At 57.2% G+C, this 15,387-nt stretch carries 14 protein-coding genes and 2 pseudogenes; 13 read left to right on the top strand and 3 right to left on the bottom strand.

Going from position 1 to position 15,387, the window contains the following annotated elements; all coding sequences use genetic code 11:
• Positions 1–5: 5 nt before the first annotated feature.
• From HCR03_RS13715 to HCR03_RS13665, 13 genes and pseudogenes are all read left to right on the top strand, one after another.
• Positions 6–2,372: an FAD-dependent oxidoreductase gene (locus tag HCR03_RS13715; protein WP_156991096.1), complete on the top strand. Its 2,367-nt coding sequence runs from the start codon at positions 6–8 to the stop codon at positions 2,370–2,372.
• A gap of 142 nt (positions 2,373–2,514) precedes the next feature.
• Positions 2,515–3,633: an NTP transferase domain-containing protein gene (locus HCR03_RS13710; RefSeq protein ID WP_187034735.1), complete on the top strand. Its 1,119-nt coding sequence runs from the start codon at positions 2,515–2,517 to the stop codon at positions 3,631–3,633.
• Between the two features lie 101 nt (positions 3,634–3,734).
• Positions 3,735–4,790: a histidine phosphatase family protein gene (locus tag HCR03_RS13705; RefSeq protein ID WP_187034733.1), complete on the top strand. Its 1,056-nt coding sequence runs from the start codon at positions 3,735–3,737 to the stop codon at positions 4,788–4,790.
• Positions 4,787–5,812 carry a molybdopterin-binding protein gene (locus HCR03_RS13700; protein WP_187034731.1) on the top strand — a complete coding sequence of 342 codons (1,026 nt, stop codon included), beginning with the start codon at positions 4,787–4,789 and terminating at the stop codon, positions 5,810–5,812. Before HCR03_RS13705 ends, HCR03_RS13700 begins: the two co-directional genes overlap by 4 nt.
• A gap of 18 nt (positions 5,813–5,830) precedes the next feature.
• On the top strand, positions 5,831–6,319 hold the full coding sequence (moaC, locus tag HCR03_RS13695) for a cyclic pyranopterin monophosphate synthase MoaC (protein ID WP_066643929.1): 489 nt from the start codon (positions 5,831–5,833) through the stop codon (positions 6,317–6,319).
• A pseudogene (locus HCR03_RS20350) lies at positions 6,316–6,763 on the top strand (radical SAM protein); the annotation flags it as partial. The gene moaC and the pseudogene HCR03_RS20350, both read left to right, overlap by 4 nt.
• A 6-nt stretch (positions 6,764–6,769) precedes the next feature.
• A complete protein-coding gene (locus HCR03_RS20345) occupies positions 6,770–7,288 on the top strand; it encodes a GTP 3',8-cyclase MoaA family protein (protein WP_330601188.1) in 519 nt (172 codons plus the stop codon).
• Between the two features lie 3 nt (positions 7,289–7,291).
• Positions 7,292–7,651, top strand: a pseudogene (locus tag HCR03_RS20625) (MOSC domain-containing protein); the annotation flags it as partial.
• Between the two features lie 100 nt (positions 7,652–7,751).
• Entirely contained in the window at positions 7,752–8,225 is a 474-nt protein-coding gene (locus HCR03_RS20620; protein WP_407926812.1) for a MogA/MoaB family molybdenum cofactor biosynthesis protein, read from the top strand.
• Between the two features lie 68 nt (positions 8,226–8,293).
• Entirely contained in the window at positions 8,294–9,163 is an 870-nt protein-coding gene (gene modA, locus HCR03_RS13680; protein ID WP_187034729.1) for a molybdate ABC transporter substrate-binding protein, read from the top strand.
• Positions 9,164–9,227: 64 nt separating this feature from the next.
• Positions 9,228–9,896, top strand: a complete 669-nt coding sequence (gene modB / locus HCR03_RS13675; RefSeq protein WP_066643925.1) for a molybdate ABC transporter permease subunit — start codon at positions 9,228–9,230, stop codon at positions 9,894–9,896.
• Positions 9,897–10,937 carry a sulfate/molybdate ABC transporter ATP-binding protein gene (locus HCR03_RS13670; protein ID WP_156990791.1) on the top strand — a complete coding sequence of 347 codons (1,041 nt, stop codon included), beginning with the start codon at positions 9,897–9,899 and terminating at the stop codon, positions 10,935–10,937. It abuts the gene before it with no gap.
• A 13-nt stretch (positions 10,938–10,950) separates the two neighbouring features.
• The gene (locus HCR03_RS13665; protein ID WP_187034727.1) at positions 10,951–11,928 is read left to right on the top strand and encodes an XdhC family protein; all 978 of its coding nucleotides are present in this window, start codon (positions 10,951–10,953) and stop codon (positions 11,926–11,928) included.
• A 226-nt stretch (positions 11,929–12,154) separates the two neighbouring features.
• On the opposite strand, the gene HCR03_RS13660 is transcribed toward HCR03_RS13665, so the two are convergent.
• From HCR03_RS13660 to HCR03_RS13650, 3 genes are read right to left on the bottom strand one after another with little or no spacing between them, the layout of a single operon-like run.
• On the bottom strand, positions 12,155–13,633 hold the full coding sequence (locus HCR03_RS13660) for an alpha-N-arabinofuranosidase (protein WP_187034724.1): 1,479 nt from the start codon (positions 13,631–13,633) through the stop codon (positions 12,155–12,157).
• Between the two features lie 21 nt (positions 13,634–13,654).
• Positions 13,655–14,500 (bottom strand): carbohydrate ABC transporter permease, encoded by an 846-nt coding sequence (locus HCR03_RS13655; protein ID WP_156990794.1) that lies wholly within the window; start codon positions 14,498–14,500, stop codon positions 13,655–13,657.
• Positions 14,501–14,511: 11 nt separating this feature from the next.
• A complete protein-coding gene (locus HCR03_RS13650; protein WP_066643920.1) occupies positions 14,512–15,381 on the bottom strand; it encodes a carbohydrate ABC transporter permease in 870 nt (289 codons plus the stop codon).
• Positions 15,382–15,387 lie beyond the last annotated feature (6 nt).

Genomic DNA, 15,387 nt, shown 5'->3' with positions numbered 1-15,387 from the left:
ATTCCATGAAAAATTTTGAATATAAACGCGCGGAAAGCTTCGAGCAGGCCGGCGAAATGCTCGCTGAAAAAGGAAAAAATGTTCTGATTGCGGGCGGGACCGATTTGATCGGCAGCCTGAAGGACCGCATTCTGCCGGAATATCCGGACGCCCTGATCGACATCAAGCGGATTCCCGGTTCCGACACCGTTTCCGTGGAGGACGGCGTGCTGAAGATCGGCGCCCTCGCCACGCTGACCCAGGTAGCGGAAAGCAGCGAAACAAAGCAGTTTGCGCCTCTGCTGGCGGAGGCCGCGAAATCCGTCGCCACCCCGCTGATCCGGAACAAGGGAACGATCGGAGGCAACGTCTGCCAGGACGTGCGCTGTTGGTTCTACCGGTATCCGCATGAAACGGGCGGCCGCCTGATCTGCGCCCGCAAGGGCGGCGACCAGTGCTATGCCTGTCAGGGCGACAGCAGGTATCATTCCGTCTTCGGCGGCATGAGAGCCCACGCCAACCCCTGCTCGGTAGGCTGCCCCGCCGGAACCGATATTCCGGCGTATCTGCAGAAAATCCGCGAAGGAAACTGGGACGCGGCCGCAAGAATCGTCCTGCGGGTCAATCCGCTGCCCATGCTGACCTCCCGCGTCTGTCCCCATCCCTGCCAGAAGAACTGCAACCAGCGCAAGCACGGCGAGAGTGTCAATATCCACTGTGTGGAACGTTCCCTGGGAGACTATATCCTGAAAAATATGCATAAATATTACCGGGCCCCGGATTCTGAAACCGGGAAGTCCGTCGCCATTGTCGGCGGCGGTCCCGCCGGACTGACCGCGGCGTATTATCTGCGCGGCCAGGGGCACAGGGTAACTGTTTACGACAAAATGGAGGAGGCCGGCGGCGTTCTGATGTACGGCATCCCGGAATACCGGCTGCCGAAGCATTATGTGCGCGCGGTCGTCAAGGCAATCGCGGATATGGGCGTTGAGTTTCGCTGTGGCACCGAAGTCGGCAGGGATATCAAAATTGAGGAGATCGAAGCGTCCAACGACTCCGTTTTTCTGGACACAGGCGCGTGGAAGCAGCCCTTGCTCGGGTTGGACGGCGAAAGCCTGACCCAGTTCGGACTGAACTTCCTCGTGGAAGTCAAGCAGTTTATGCGCAAACAGATTGATAAAAACGTGCTGGTATGCGGCGGCGGAAACGTGGCCATGGACGTCGCGCTCACCGCTGTCCGGCTGGGCGCCGAAAAGGTCACGCTGGTATGTCTGGAGCAGCGCGAGGAAATGCCCGCTACCGAAGAGGAGATCGCCCGCGCCCTCGAGGAGGGTGTGGAGATCATCAACGGACGCGGCCTGTCCAAAGTTATTTATGAGAACGACAGGGTGGTGGGGATGGAAACCAACCGGTGCCTGTCCGTCCGCGATGAAAACGGCCGTTTTCATCCCACCTACGACGATTCCGATCTCTTTACCTTGAAATCCGATTGCGTCATTCTGGCCACCGGTCAGAAAGTGGATCTGGATTTTCTGGGGGACAAATTTAAAGACGAGGTCAAATCCGCCCGCGGGCTGATCGAGGTGGGCGAGCATAACGAGACCAGAAAGCCCGGCGTTTACGCCGGCGGCGACGCTGCCACCGGCCCCGATATCGCCATCCGTGCCATCCGTGCCGGCGGGAACGCGGCCAAAAACATCAGCAGTTATCTGGGCTTTCCCGTCCATGAGTGCAGGGGGGATCAGGACGATGGTTTCCTGCGCTTTGACCGCGAAGGGACTCAGGCACATCAGGCCAATCGGCAGCGCGAGCTTCCGGTTTCCCAGCGCACTCTTGCCGATGAGGATGAATACAGCTACGAGGATGGCACGGCGGAAAAAGAGGCAAAGCGCTGTATGAACTGCGGTTGTTACGCGGTGAATCCTTCCGACATAGCCACCGCCCTGATGGCGCTGGACGCAACCGTTGTCACGACCCGTCGCAGGGTAAAAGCAAAGGATTTCTGTACCGCCGCACTGAGGGTTTCCGACCAGCTTTTGCCCAGCGAGGTGATTGAAGCGTTTGAAGTCCCCGTTGTGCAAGGCGCGGTCATGCATTATGACAAATTCCGTCTGCGCAAGTCGGTGGATTTCGCGATCGTCAGCGTCGCAAGCCTGTACCGCGCGGAAAACGGCCGGTTTACGGGTGCCCGGATCGTGTTGGGAGGCGTTGCTCCCGTTCCGCTGGAAGCCAAGGAAGCGGAGGGGTACCTGATCGGAAAGCCCGTCGGGAAGGAAACCGCCGAGGCGGCTGCAAAGCTTGCCACCCGGAATGCGGTTCCCTTTGAAAAGAACCAGTATAAGGTCAATGAGCTGGAGGCGGTTCTAAAAGCTTCCATCCTGCGCATAAAATAAAGCCGTCCGGCCCGACGGCTTCTAATTCAAGCGGAGTGCCGGGCTGTGCGTTTTCTGCAAAGCGAAGCCGGATTCGTTCCTGCAGCCGCTGCCGAACGCCGTGGCAATCACGGCTGTGTATAACGCGAGTATTTCTGCGGGAATGACGTTTTGCCGGCTTTCCCCCTGTGTTTTTGCCGGCGCGGCTCTCAATCTGTCCGGTCCTGTTTTCGCCGGACGTCCTTGTAACGTTGATCGTCTCTCCGTTTTTGTCTGGTTCGCTTATAAAATTACGGGAACGGAGGCCGCCGGAAAGGATCAGGCGAACCGCATGGTACGGGAAGGGAGGAATTTCATGAAAACCGGAGCGGTCATTGTTGCGGCGGGCATGTCCAGCCGGATGGGCGCCTTTAAGCCCATGCTGAAGGTCGGCTCCATATCAGCAATCCGGAGAATTATTTTTACGCTGCAGCAGGCCGGGGCCGATCCGGTCGTTGTTGTCACCGGAAATCGGGCGGACGTCCTCGAGAAACATGTTTCCAAGATGGGTGTTATCTGCCTGAGAAACACGGAGTACGCCTCCACGCAGATGCTGGATTCCGCAAAAATCGGGTTCCGGTATCTGCTGACAGAATGCGGCCAGGTACTTTTTACGCCGGTGGATATTCCGCTGTTTACCGTCCGGACGGCCGAAGCGCTGGTGAAAAGCGGCGCGGACGTGGCCATTCCGCTCTGCGGTGACAAGGAGGGCCATCCGCTGCTGATTTCCAGCGGAATTTTGCCGGAAATTTTGCAGTACGACGGTGAAAACGGCCTGCGCGGCGCACTGGATCACAGTTGTGCGCAGCTCAGGCGCATTCCGGTGGAGGACGAGGGCGTTCTGTTCGACGCCGATACGCCCGAGGATTTTCAGAATCTGCTTTCCTGGCACAATGCGCAGCTGCTCCATCCTCAGGTTAAAGTCGAATTAGCCCGCGAAGAGGTTTTTCTGACGCCGGACGCGGCGCTTCTGCTGCGTCTGATTGACCGGACCGAATCCGTTCGGACAGCCTGCCGGCAGATGAACCTGTCCTACAGCAAGGGCTGGACGATTCTGAACCAGATGGAAAAGCAGCTGGATTATTCCGTAATCGTCCGCCATCCAGGCGGCATGGGCGGCGGCCATACGTCGCTGTCCGACAAGGGAAAGCTGCTGCTCCGGCGCTACGACCGGATGGTACAGGAATCGAATCAGGCGGTAAAAGAAATTTATCAGCGGATTTTTAAAAAGACGGAAGACTAGGATTCTCCGGGCCTCTCAGACAACGGGGTTTTGCCTTATACGGAAAACCCCGTTATTCAGACGGGCGAGTTCCATAAAAATACAAATCGGAGGGACCCTCTTTGAGAACGGTTTATTTTGTTCGCCATGGTCAGCCGGAAAACGGTTTTCACATCTGCTCCGGAAACTCAGGTGCCGCGCTGGACCCGGTGGGGTGCCTTCAGGCCCGGCGTCTTGGGCGGTGGTTTGAGGACAAAGCGGTTTCCACCGTATATACAAGTCCCCTGCCGCGCTGCGTGCAGACGGCGCGGCTGCTGGCCGCCGGTCGGATTCCCGTCCGGGAGGAGCCGGAGCTGCGGGAGCTGGACCCGGGCCTTTGGGAGGGGCTTTCCTTTGGGGAAATCAGGAGCCTGTATCCTGCGGAGTACGCCGCCCGCGGAAAGCATATGGGGACGGTTGCGCCGCCCGGTGGCGAGAGCTTCACAGGGGCGGGAAGGAGGATGGACGGCTGTGTGCGCAGGCTCCTGGCGGAAACCCGGGGGAATGTTGTCCTGATCGGGCACGGAGGAGCGGGCAGGGGCTGGCTTTGTGCGGTGATGGGACTCCCATCCGACGCGGTGCTTTCCGTACGGCAACCGTGGGGAGGAGTCACCGTACTGACCTGCGGAGACGGAGGCTTACGGGTGGAGAGCGTGGGTCTTCAGCCCGCGTGCTATCCGGAAGACCCGGAAATCCGGTCGCTGCTTGACCGGGCGGGCACGCCCGGTCCGGTGAGAGCCCATAGCCGCGCCGTGGCGGAAAAAGCGCTGGAGCTGTCCGGCGCGATGCGGCGGGCGGACCGCGGGCTTCTCCGCGCGGCCTGCCTGCTGCACGACATTGCCCGTCCGTCCGGGCACGGGCACGCCCTTAAGGGGGCGGAGCTTCTCGATCGTGCCGGATGGCCGCGGGTGGCGGAAATCGTGGCGCGTCACCACGATCTGGGTGACGCGCCGCCGCCGGAAGCAAAGCTTCTTTATCTGGCGGATAAGCTGACGCTTGGCGTGACCGGAGTAACGCTGGAAGAACGTTTTGAGAGAAGCAGGGCAAAATGCGCCGGCCCGCAGGCCCTGGAAGCATGGGAAAGGCGGCTCGGGGAAGCGGTAAAAATCTTGAAAGAATTACAGGAGTCAACACCATGAAATTAATGAAAACAGAAGAAGCCGTGGGGCAGGTGCTGTGCCACGATATTACCCGGATCGTCCGGGGCGTCGTAAAGGACGCCGTCTTTCGCAAAGGGCATGTCATCAGGCCGGAGGATATACCGGTGCTGCTGAGCGTTGGCAAGGACCATGTGTATATCTGGGAAAACGACGAAACCATGCTGCATGAAAACGACGCGGCGGACATCCTGCGCGCCGTCTGTCAGGGGCCGGGAATGCACGCTACGGCACCCAAGGAAGGCAAAATCGAGTTGATCGCCGACCGGGACGGGCTGCTGCTGGTGGATTTAGACAGGCTGCGCGGGATCAACACTTTGGGAGAAATGATGATTGCCACAAGACTTTCGGGGTTTCCCGTGAAAAAAGGAGATGTTCTTTGCGGCACGCGCGTCATCCCTCTCGTCATCGAAAAGGACAAGATGGCGCGCGCAAGGGAAACTGCCGGAAACGAACCTTTGTTGAAGCTGGCACCGATCAGAGCGAAAAAATACGGCCTCGTGACCACGGGCGGCGAAGTATACTACGGAAGAATCGAAGATACCTTCACGCCGGTGATTCAGAAAAAAATGGGGGAATACGGCTGTACGATGATTGCCCACGAGGTGCTGGACGACAGCCATGAGAAGATCACCTCGGCGATCCGAGACATGCTGGACCGGGGCTGCGAGCTAATATTATGCACCGGCGGCATGAGCGTGGACCCGGATGACAAAACGCCGCTCGCTATTAAAAACAGCGGCGCGAAGGTCGTCAGCTACGGCGCGCCGGTGCTGCCGGGGGCCATGTTCCTTGCGGCGTACATGCCGGACGGTCGGCCTGTGTGCGGCCTGCCGGGCTGCGTCATGTACGCGAGAAGAACCGTATTCGACCTTGTCCTGCCCCGCCTGCTCGCGGATGTGCCCGTTACGGCGGACTGGCTGGCGGGTCTTGGAAACGGCGGACTGTGCCTGAACTGCGAGGAGTGCCGTTACCCGAACTGCAGCTTCGGCAAAGGAACCTGAAACGGAGGGCGAAAAGACATGGATTTTACACATATTGATTCAGGCGGGAATGCGGTAATGGTGGATGTTAGCGGAAAGACCGCGACGAAGCGGCGGGCCGTGGCGGCGGGACGCATCCGCATGAGCGGGGAGTGCTTTTTGGCCGTTCGGAACGGAACGGCCAAAAAAGGTAATGTTCTGGGCGTAGCGCAGGTGGCCGGCATTATGGCCGCGAAGCGCACAGCCGACCTGATTCCGCTGTGCCACCGGCTCAACCTGACCAACTGCCGGGTGGAGTTCACCCTGCATCCGGAAAGCAGTGAAATCGAGGCGGTATGCACCGTCTTCTGCGAAGGTCGGACAGGCGTGGAGATGGAGGCGCTTACCGGCGTAAGTGTTTCCCTGCTCACCGTCTACGACATGTGCAAAGCCGTTGACAAGCGGATGGAAATGGGAAATATTCATCTGGTGGAGAAGCACGGCGGCAAAAGCGGAGAGTTTTATTTTGGAAACGAGGAGCGCCCATGACGGACCGGCTCGGGAGAACCATCGATTATATGCGGGTTTCCGTTACCGACCGGTGCAACCTGCGCTGCAAATACTGTATGCCGCACGGCGTCCGGCTGGCGCGGCACCGCGATCTGCTTACCTATGAGGAGCTGCTGCGCGTATGCCGTACGGCGGTCGGGCTGGGGATTGTAAAATATAAGCTGACGGGCGGCGAACCGCTGCTGCGGCGCGGTTTCCCGGAGTTTGCCGCGCGTGTCAAGGGGGTTGAACGGCGTGGAACAAGTGACCCTGACCACAAACGGACTGCTGCTTGCCCCGCAGCTGGACGCGCTTTGCAGTGCGGGACTGGATGGCGTCAACATCAGTCTGGACACCCTGCGCAATGAGGAATACAGCGCCGTTACCGGAACGGACGGCGTCTGTGCGGATGCCGCTCGGCAGGCAGTCGAGCTCTGTGTTCGTCGGGGGATGCGGGTAAAGGTGAATGCGGTTCTGCTGGCGGAGACCTGCGCGGACATCGTGCCGTTGGCCGCTCTGGCACGGCAGATGCCGGTGGACGTCCGGTTTATCGAGCCGATGCCGATCGGCGAAGGCGCGGCGGTGAAAGGAATTCCAGCGGAGATTGCCCTGAGCCTTTTGCGCCGTCAATGGCCGGATCTTTCCCCCACGGAAGAAAAACGGGGCAACGGTCCGGCGCGGTATTATGCCAGCCGGGAGCTGACGGGGCGTATCGGCTTTATCAACGCGGTCAGCCATTGCTTCTGCGCAAGCTGCAACCGGGTGCGCTTGACAAGCACCGGGCTGCTCAAGCCCTGCCTTTGTTACGATACAGCGGAGGACCTCAGGGCGCTGCTGCGCGGCGGAGCTTCCGACGAAGAACTGGAAGCCGCTGTCCGGAGGACGATTGAAAAGAAACCGCGGGCTCACTGCTTCAGCCGTGCGCAGGATGTCACCGAGCACCGGAGCATGAGCCAGATTGGAGGATAAAAGATGGGAAAGGTACTCGCGGTATGTATCAGCGAAAAACGGGGTATTCAGAAACAGAATGTCGGGACCGGCATTTTTTCTCCCGATTGGGGAATCGAGGGCGACGCCCATGGCGGGCACTGGCACCGACAGGTCAGCCTGCTGAGCGCGGACAGGATTGAGGCTTTTAACCGGCAGGGCGCGGGGGTAACCCCCGGGGCTTTCGGGGAGAACCTCGTGGTTGAGGGATTTGACTTCAGCTCTCTGCCTGTGGGCACGCTGCTGCGCTGTGGCGGCGTGCTGCTGGAAATTACCCAGATCGGGAAAGAGTGCCACAAGCACTGTGCGATCTATCAAAAAATGGGAGACTGCATTATGCCCCGGGAGGGCGTGTTCGCGCGCGTGCTGGAGCCGGGATCCATCTCCCAGGGAGATGAAATGACGGTGGAGGAGCGCCGGGCTCCCCCTGCCCTGGCAGGCGGCGGTGATCACTCTGTCGGACAGGGGGGCGTGCGGAGAAAGGGAGGACAAAAGCGGTCCCGCTATTGCGGGGAGACTGCGGGATGCCGGCTACGAAGTCGTGGAAACACTGCTGCTGGCCGACGAAGCCGAGCCGCTCCGCCGGCAGCTGGTTCGTCTGTGCGACCAGCGCCGGCTGGATCTTATTCTCACAACCGGCGGCACGGGCTTTGCGCCGCGCGACGTTACTCCGGAGGCGACGTTGGCGGCAGCGCAGCGCAGCGCGCCGGGAATTTCCGAGGCAATCCGGGCGGCTTCCCTGAAGATCACGCCGCGGGCTATGCTTTCCCGGGGGGTATCGGTGATCCGGGGCAAAACGATCATTATCAACCTTCCCGGCAGCCCCAGGGCCTGTCAGGAGAGCATGGACGTTTTTTTGGATACGATTCCCCACGCGATGGAGCTTCTGCGCGGCACGGCAGGCGACTGCGCCCGCTGAAGGACAGGAACAAACGTGTAAAACCGCGTTTGAATTAATTTTGCGAACAGCAAAAAGGAGAGTGGCATATGAAAAAGATCTGTTCCCTCGTGATGGCGATGGTCATCGCGCTTAATACGACTGCCTGCGGCGGTTCCGCCGGTTCAGACGCATCCTCCGCAGAAAGCGTTTCCCCATCCTCGTCCTCCGCGCCCGCGGCGGAAAAAGTGGAGCTGGTCGTGTTTGCGGCCGCGTCCATGACCGAAACTTTGACGAAAATAGGCGAACAATATCAGAAAGCCGAGCCGAACGTCAAGCTGACCTTTAACTTTGATTCCTCCGGCACCTTGAAAACACAGATTCAGGAGGGGGCAGGCTGCGATCTGTTTATTTCCGCCGGGCAGAAACAGATGAACCAGCTGGATATCACGGCGGATAAGACCGTAAATACAGAAGGCCTTGATATGATCTCGAAAGGCAGCCGCATCAATCTTCTGGAAAATAAGGTGACTCTCTGTGTGCCAAAGGGAAATCCGAAAAAAATTAACAGCTTTGACGAGCTGGCCAAGAAGCTTTCCTCCGGCGGCGTGCTGATGAGCATGGGTAACAGCGACGTGCCCGTGGGTCAGTACACGCAGAAAATCCTTTCGTATTACAAGCTGGACGAAAAAGCGCTGGCAAAATCGGGTTCCATTACTTACGGTTCAAATGTAAAGGAGGTTACCACCCAGATTATCGAAGGCAGCGTGGACTGCGGCGTGGTATACTGTACGGACGCCTTCAGCGCGGGGCTGACTCCGGTGGACTATGCGACCGCCGAAATGTGCGGACAGGTCATTTACCCCGCCGCCGTTCTGAAAGCTTCCAAACATGCGGACGCGGCGAAGGCGTTTTTAGATTATCTGACCACAGACGAAGCCATGACCGTATTTAAAGCCGTAGGGTTTTCAAAAGCGTAAAACAAGGCGTACGGGTTACTAACGGAAGCATCGCTTCTGTCCGTAACCCTGAAAGGAGGGGACTATGGACTGGTATCCTTTATGGAACTCGCTGCGTATCGCTGCCGTCAGCTGTGTGCTGGTGTTTTTTTTCGGCGTTTTTGCCGCCTATTACATCGCCCGTCTGCCCCGCGCGGTCAAGGGAATTCTGGATGTGCTGCTCACTCTGCCCATGGTGCTGCCGCCGACTGTCTGCGGGTATTTTCTGCTGCTTTTATTCGGTGTGAAACGTCCGCTGGGCGTATTTCTCTCGCAGTTTGGCATCCGGTTTGTCATGACCTGGTACGGAGGCATCCTTGCCGCCGCCATCGTCGCCTTTCCGCTGATGTACCGAACCGCCCGGGGCGCGTTTGAAAGCTTTGACGAAACGCTTGCCTGCGCGGGTAAAACCCTTGGGCTGTCCAATTTTTATATTTTCTGGCGGGTGCGCATGCCGAACTGCCGTCAGGGAATTCTGGCCGGAACGGTGCTGGCCTTTGCCCGAGCCCTGGGCGAATACGGCGCCACCAGCATGCTGATCGGATATACGCCGGGGAAAACAGCCACCATTTCGACTACGGTTTACCAGCTCTGGCGTACCGACGACAACGCCGGGGCCATGCGCTGGGTTCTGGTCAACCTGGCTATTTCCACCGTCGTGCTGCTTGCGGTGAATCTGCTGGAACAAAAAAACAAAAAGGTGGTGCGCCGCTGAATGCTTCAGGTGGATATTCAAAAAAATATCGGCTCCTTTTCCCTGTGCTCCCGGTTTGAAGCCGACGGCGGAATCATGGGAATATTGGGGGAATCGGGCTGCGGAAAAAGCATGACACTGCGCTGTATCGCAGGAATCGAGCGTCCGGACCGGGGCCGAATTTTACTGGACGGCGAGCCTCTGTTTGACAGCGAAAGGGGAATCGATCTTCCTCCCCAGAAGCGTCGGGTGGGGTATCTCTTTCAAAGCTATGCTCTTTTTCCGAATATGACCGTGCGCCAAAATATTTTATGCGGCCTGAAGAACGAAAAAGCGAAAGCCAAACGGAATGAGATTTACGGGCAGACCCTGACGCAGCTGGAATTAAACGGACTGGAGGACCGCCGCCCCGAGCAGCTGTCCGGCGGCCAGGCCCAGCGGGCGGCGCTTGCCCGCATCCTTGTCAGCAGGCCGAGACTTCTGATGCTGGACGAACCGTTTTCGGCGCTGGACAGCCATTTGCGGGTTCAGCTTCAGATGCGGATGCTGGAGCTGCTGCGTGAGCTGGGGGGACCGGTGCTTCTTGTGACACACAGTCGTGACGAGGCATATCATCTTTGCGGGCGGATCGGGGTGATGGGCAACGGCGTCTTTCTGACCTGCAAAGAAACGAAGGAGCTGTTTGCCAACCCTGAAAACCGGCAGGCGGCGGTGCTTACCGGCTGTAAGAATATCACCGGGGCCCGCAAGACGGGAGAATTTGAGCTGGAGGCGCCTGGCTGGGGCGTCCGGCTGAAGACGGCCCTGCCGGTGCGGGACGATGCGTGCGCCGTGGGAATCCGGGCCCATTATTTCCATCCACGGTCGTCCGGAAACCGTTTCCCGGTCCGGTTTACCGGTCAAATGGAGGAGCCCTTTGAAAGTATCCTCAGCTTTCACTACGAGGGGCAGGCGGCGGGTACGCCGGACCTCTGGTGGCGCGTCCCGAAAGGGAAAATATCATCGCCCCTGCCCGCCGAATTGGGCGTTGCCCCGGCCAACGTATTCCCACTTTATCAATAAAGGAGAAATAAAAATGGAAAAGCTGCTTCAAATTTTATCGGAACGGCAAAGCACCGGATTGAAAAGCATGCTGGTTACCGTGGCCGACAGTACCGCGCATGTACCGCGTCATGCCGGGTCCTATATGCTGGTGGGCGAAGAGGGGCGGCTGTACGGTACTATCGGCGGGGGACTGCTGGAATACCGGTGTATCCAGCTGGCAAAAGATATGCTGACGGTCTGCGAAAGCGGACTGCGGAAGTTCCGCCTCGCGCCCAATGAGATCGCGGATCTGGGAATGACTTGCGGCGGCGACATGGAGGTGCTGTTTACCCTTTGGCCTGACGAAGAACGCTACGCCGCCGTCTGCGCCCGGCTCGTCGGACTGCTGAGCAGGCATAGGGAATGCTGGTGGGCGCTGCCGCTGGACGGTTCGGTTCCCTTCGCGTTCGAAAAACGTCCCGAAGAATTTACGCACGGCCAGATCCGGGGGCGGGCCGCCGAGGGTGGAAAGCCGTGCTTTGTGGAAAGGCTCAATACCTCAGCGCGCGTCTGCATTTTCGGCGGCGGCCATCTGGCGCAGGAATTGGTTCCGCTTCTGGTGCATTTGGGCTTTCGCTGCGTGGTCACAGACGACCGACCGGAATTTTCGGCAAAAGAGCTTTTCCCCGGTGCGGAAGAAGTGCTTACAGCGGATTATTCACACCTTGCGGACAGCGGCATTATTTTGCAAGAGCAGGACTGTGTCTGCATTATGACAAGAGGGCATCTGGGTGATACCGACTGCGAGCGCTTCGCCCTGAAAAGTCAGGCTTCCTATATCGGTGTCGTCGGCAGCGCGTGCAAAGTGGCGGCCGTACGTGAAAAACTGCTGAAGGAGGGATACTCGCACGCCGAACTCGATCGGGTGAACAGCCCCATCGGAATTGACATTCACAGCGAAACCCCCGCCGAAATCGCCGTCAGTATCGCGGCCCAACTGATCGAGCATCGCGCCAAATTTATCATTTGAGAGCAATTTGTGCCTGAATTGCTTTTGGCCTGAACGGGGTGTATCTTTTCGGATATCTGGCCTTTGCGGGGATCCCGCGCCTTATCTGAAAACGGACACGGGCGCCGGCGCGCCGTGATTTCTTTGTTCCCCGGAAATTTCGCAAAAAAAGACTCTCCGCCTTTTTTGAGGCGGAGTCTTATTTTACTGTATGATTGCGAAATGCGCATGGGTATGCAGGAAAGATTTAGCATGCCGTTTTAATTCTCACAACGCTGCAGGGCGGGATTTCAGCCGTTATCTCTCCCTTTTTCACAGTCAAACGGTCAAACGCCCTGATCTTCACGGTATCCGGAGAAGCAAAGCTGTTATAAGCATGACTGTCATCCGTCAGGATCGAAGCGGTAACGCGGCCCGCTTCCCAACCTAAAATCCGGCATTCCGCCAAATCGGTTTCGTCCAGTGAAGTGTTGACAATAGTCAGGTTCAGCTCGCCGGCCTCATTACGGGACGCCGAAACGCTTATCTGAGGAATCATGGCTCCCTGCGTGCCCACTTCCTTCGTCTGCACGTCGGAATCAATCAGCGCCGCATCCTGATGGGCCTGAAAGAGATCATAGATACAATATGTCGGCGTGAGCACCATTTTCTTTCCCTCGGTGAGAATGACGGATTGCAGTACGTTGACCATTTGGGCAATGTTCGCCATGCGTACACGGTCGCTGTGGCGGTTGAATATATTCAGCGTCAAAGCGGCCACCAGCGCGTCCCGCATGGAATTCTGCTGGAACAGGAATTGCGGATTCGCGCCCAGTTCGGCGTCGTACCAGGTGCCCCATTCGTCCACAATCAGCGCGACCCGGTGACTCGGATCGTAGCGATCCATGATCTGCGTATGCTTTTCAATGAGCCGCTCCATTTTCAGAGCTTTTTTCAGCGTCGTGTAATATTCGGCCTCGGTAAAATCCAGGGCGCTCCCCTTCACATTGTTGAAGTCTCCGGGGACCGTGTAGTAATGAAGGGCGATAGCGTCCATGTAAGGCCCGGTCAGCTTCATGACCGTGTCCGTCCAACGGTAATCCTCTTCATTCGGACCACTGGCTATTTTAAAGAGCTTGTTGCCGCCAAAATCCTTCAGGTACGTCTGATACCGGCGGAACAGATCCGAGTAGTATTCCGGGCGCATATTGCCTCCGCCGCCCCAGCTTTCGTTGCCGATTCCGAAAAACTTTATCTTCCAGGGCTGTTCCCTGCCGTTTCGCATGCGCAGCCGGGTCAGGGGGGACCGGCCCGGAAAGGTGAGGTATTCTACCCATTCGCTCATTTCCCGAACCGTTCCGGAACCCAGATTGCCGTTGATATACGGCTCGCAGCCTACTTGACGGCAAAGCTCCAGGAATTCGTGCGTGCCGAAGGAGTTATCCTCCACAAGCCCGCCCCAGTTGCTGTTAACCATCTTTTTCCGTTTTCTTTTTGGCCCGATGCCGTCCTTCCAGTGGTACTCGTCCGCAAAGCAGCCTCCCGGCCATCTCAGCACGGGAACACGGATGTGCCGCAGCGCCTCCACCACATCGGTCCGGATCCCGTTTACGTTTGCGATTTCAGATTCCTCTCCGACATAGATCCCCCCGTAGATGCAATGTCCGAGGTGCTCGGAAAAGTGCCCGTAGATGTTTTTGCTGATTTTGTTTAACGGATGTTCCGCGTGAACGATAATTCGGCTCATAGCTTCAACTCCCAATCGTTTTCAACCTTTGACGGCTCCGGCAATCAGGCTTTCCTGAACCTGGCTGCTGCACAGCAGATAGATGATAATCGTCGGAATCGTCGCCACCATCAGTCCGGCCCCGATGACGCCCCATTGCGTGATATACGTTCCAACCATCGACATCATCCCGACGGTCAGCGTCTGATAACTCTGATTGTTGATAAACGTCACGGCGAACATCAGCTCGTTCCACGATGACAGATAGGTGAAGATTGCGACCGTAGCAAGCGCGGACCGGATCTGGGGCACAATGATATAAAAATAGGTTCTATAAATACCGCAGCCGTCTATCACGGCGGCCTCTTCCAGCTCAAGCGGTATCCCTTTGAAAAAGCTGCCCAATATAAACACCGCCATGGGAAGCGCGAACGCGGAGTACGGAAGGATCAGCGAGGCGTAGGTATTCAGCAGCTTCAAATTTTTCAAAACCATAAACAGGGGAAGCAGGGCCGCGTGAATCGGCACCATCATGCCAACCAGAATCAGGGTCATGGTAAATTTGCTGAGCTTCCAGTTCATCCTGGTGATCGCATAGGCTGCCATGGATGAGAGAAATAAAACCAGAACAATGGTGACGGTGGTCACAAAGGCACTGTTCAGAAAAAACTTAATTACGTTTCCCTGATTTAAAGCGACCGCATAGTTTTGCCAGCGGAATGTGCTCGGCAGCCCCGCGACATTGCCGCTGAAAATTTCACTGTTGTCTTTCAGGGAAAAGAATACGAGCCAAATCAGCGGATAGATTTGCGTGACCGCCACAAAAATCAAAAAGATTTGAAGAAGAACTTTTCCGACGGATCCGGATGCCCGCTTCGTTGTATCCATGCTATCACTTCTCATTCCGTTTTAAAGAATTTATTAATCAGTAAGGTAAAGGCCAGACACTCCACAATGATAAACACCGAAAAAGCGCTTCCGTAACCGTAGCGGTAGGTATCGAAAATCGTCGTATACATCAGAGTGCTTGGTACCTCGGTCGTAAAGAACGGCCCCCCGTTGGTCAGGACATAAACCAAATCGAATACTTTTAATGCGCCGATCATGGAAAAAACCAGACAGACCTTGAGAATCGGCTTCATCAGCGGGATGGTGACGGAGAACGCAATGCGCGCGGACGACGCGCCGTCTATCCTGGCGGCTTCATAGATGTCTTTGGAAATGGACTTGGCCCCCGCGTACATCAGCAGCATGTGGTAACCGACATACTGCCACAGCGTCGGGACAAAGGAAGCCGCCAGCGCCGTACTTGTCTGGCCCAGCCAGTCCTGCGCAAGGTATCCCAGCCCCACCGATTTCAGCAGGGTGTTCAAAAGGCCGTAATCGGCGTTGTAGATCTTCGACCACAGCTGCGCGATGACCACGGTTGAAATGAGAACCGGAATAAAATACACCGTCCGGTAAAAACCTTCTCCCTTTACTCCGGAGGCAAGGATCAGGGCCAGCAAAAGGGAGATCGGAAGCTGTATGAAAATGGAGGCGCCGGCAAACAAAAGGGAATTTTTCATAGCGTTCAGCGCGCGTGTGCTTGTAAACATTTCTACGTAGTTCTTCAAACCGATAAAGGCGCCTCTGCCGACTCCGTTCCAGTCCAAAAGGCTGTAGTAGCTCGAGACCACAATCGGGACGAATACAATGATAAAAAACAGGGCAAGAGTTGGTATGACAAAAATGCAAATTGCTTTTTTGTTTGATAAAACAGAATTCATAAAACA

The organism is Caproicibacter fermentans, assembly GCF_014303955.1.
GTDB classification, from domain to species: domain Bacteria; phylum Bacillota; class Clostridia; order Oscillospirales; family Acutalibacteraceae; genus Caproicibacter; species Caproicibacter fermentans.
Note: the sequence above shows the minus strand (reverse complement) of the source record. Positions and strands in the feature narration are given on the sequence as shown.

Excerpts from the sequence above, each read along its gene's own strand:
- HCR03_RS13715 (WP_156991096.1), top strand. The coding sequence starts at position 6 with ATGAAAAATTTTGAATATAAACGCGCGGAAAGCTTCGAGCAGGCCGGC.
- HCR03_RS13710 (WP_187034735.1), top strand. The coding sequence starts at position 2,515 with ATGACGTTTTGCCGGCTTTCCCCCTGTGTTTTTGCCGGCGCGGCTCTC.
- HCR03_RS13700 (WP_187034731.1), top strand. The coding sequence starts at position 4,787 with ATGAAATTAATGAAAACAGAAGAAGCCGTGGGGCAGGTGCTGTGCCAC.
- moaC (WP_066643929.1), top strand. The coding sequence starts at position 5,831 with ATGGATTTTACACATATTGATTCAGGCGGGAATGCGGTAATGGTGGAT.
- HCR03_RS20345 (WP_330601188.1), top strand. The coding sequence starts at position 6,770 with ATGCGGGTAAAGGTGAATGCGGTTCTGCTGGCGGAGACCTGCGCGGAC.
- modA (WP_187034729.1), top strand. The coding sequence starts at position 8,294 with ATGAAAAAGATCTGTTCCCTCGTGATGGCGATGGTCATCGCGCTTAAT.
- modB (WP_066643925.1), top strand. The coding sequence starts at position 9,228 with ATGGACTGGTATCCTTTATGGAACTCGCTGCGTATCGCTGCCGTCAGC.
- HCR03_RS13670 (WP_156990791.1), top strand. The coding sequence starts at position 9,897 with ATGCTTCAGGTGGATATTCAAAAAAATATCGGCTCCTTTTCCCTGTGC.
- HCR03_RS13665 (WP_187034727.1), top strand. The coding sequence starts at position 10,951 with ATGGAAAAGCTGCTTCAAATTTTATCGGAACGGCAAAGCACCGGATTG.
- HCR03_RS13660 (WP_187034724.1), bottom strand. The coding sequence starts at position 13,633 with ATGAGCCGAATTATCGTTCACGCGGAACATCCGTTAAACAAAATCAGC.
- HCR03_RS13655 (WP_156990794.1), bottom strand. The coding sequence starts at position 14,500 with ATGGATACAACGAAGCGGGCATCCGGATCCGTCGGAAAAGTTCTTCTT.
- HCR03_RS13650 (WP_066643920.1), bottom strand. The coding sequence starts at position 15,381 with ATGAATTCTGTTTTATCAAACAAAAAAGCAATTTGCATTTTTGTCATA.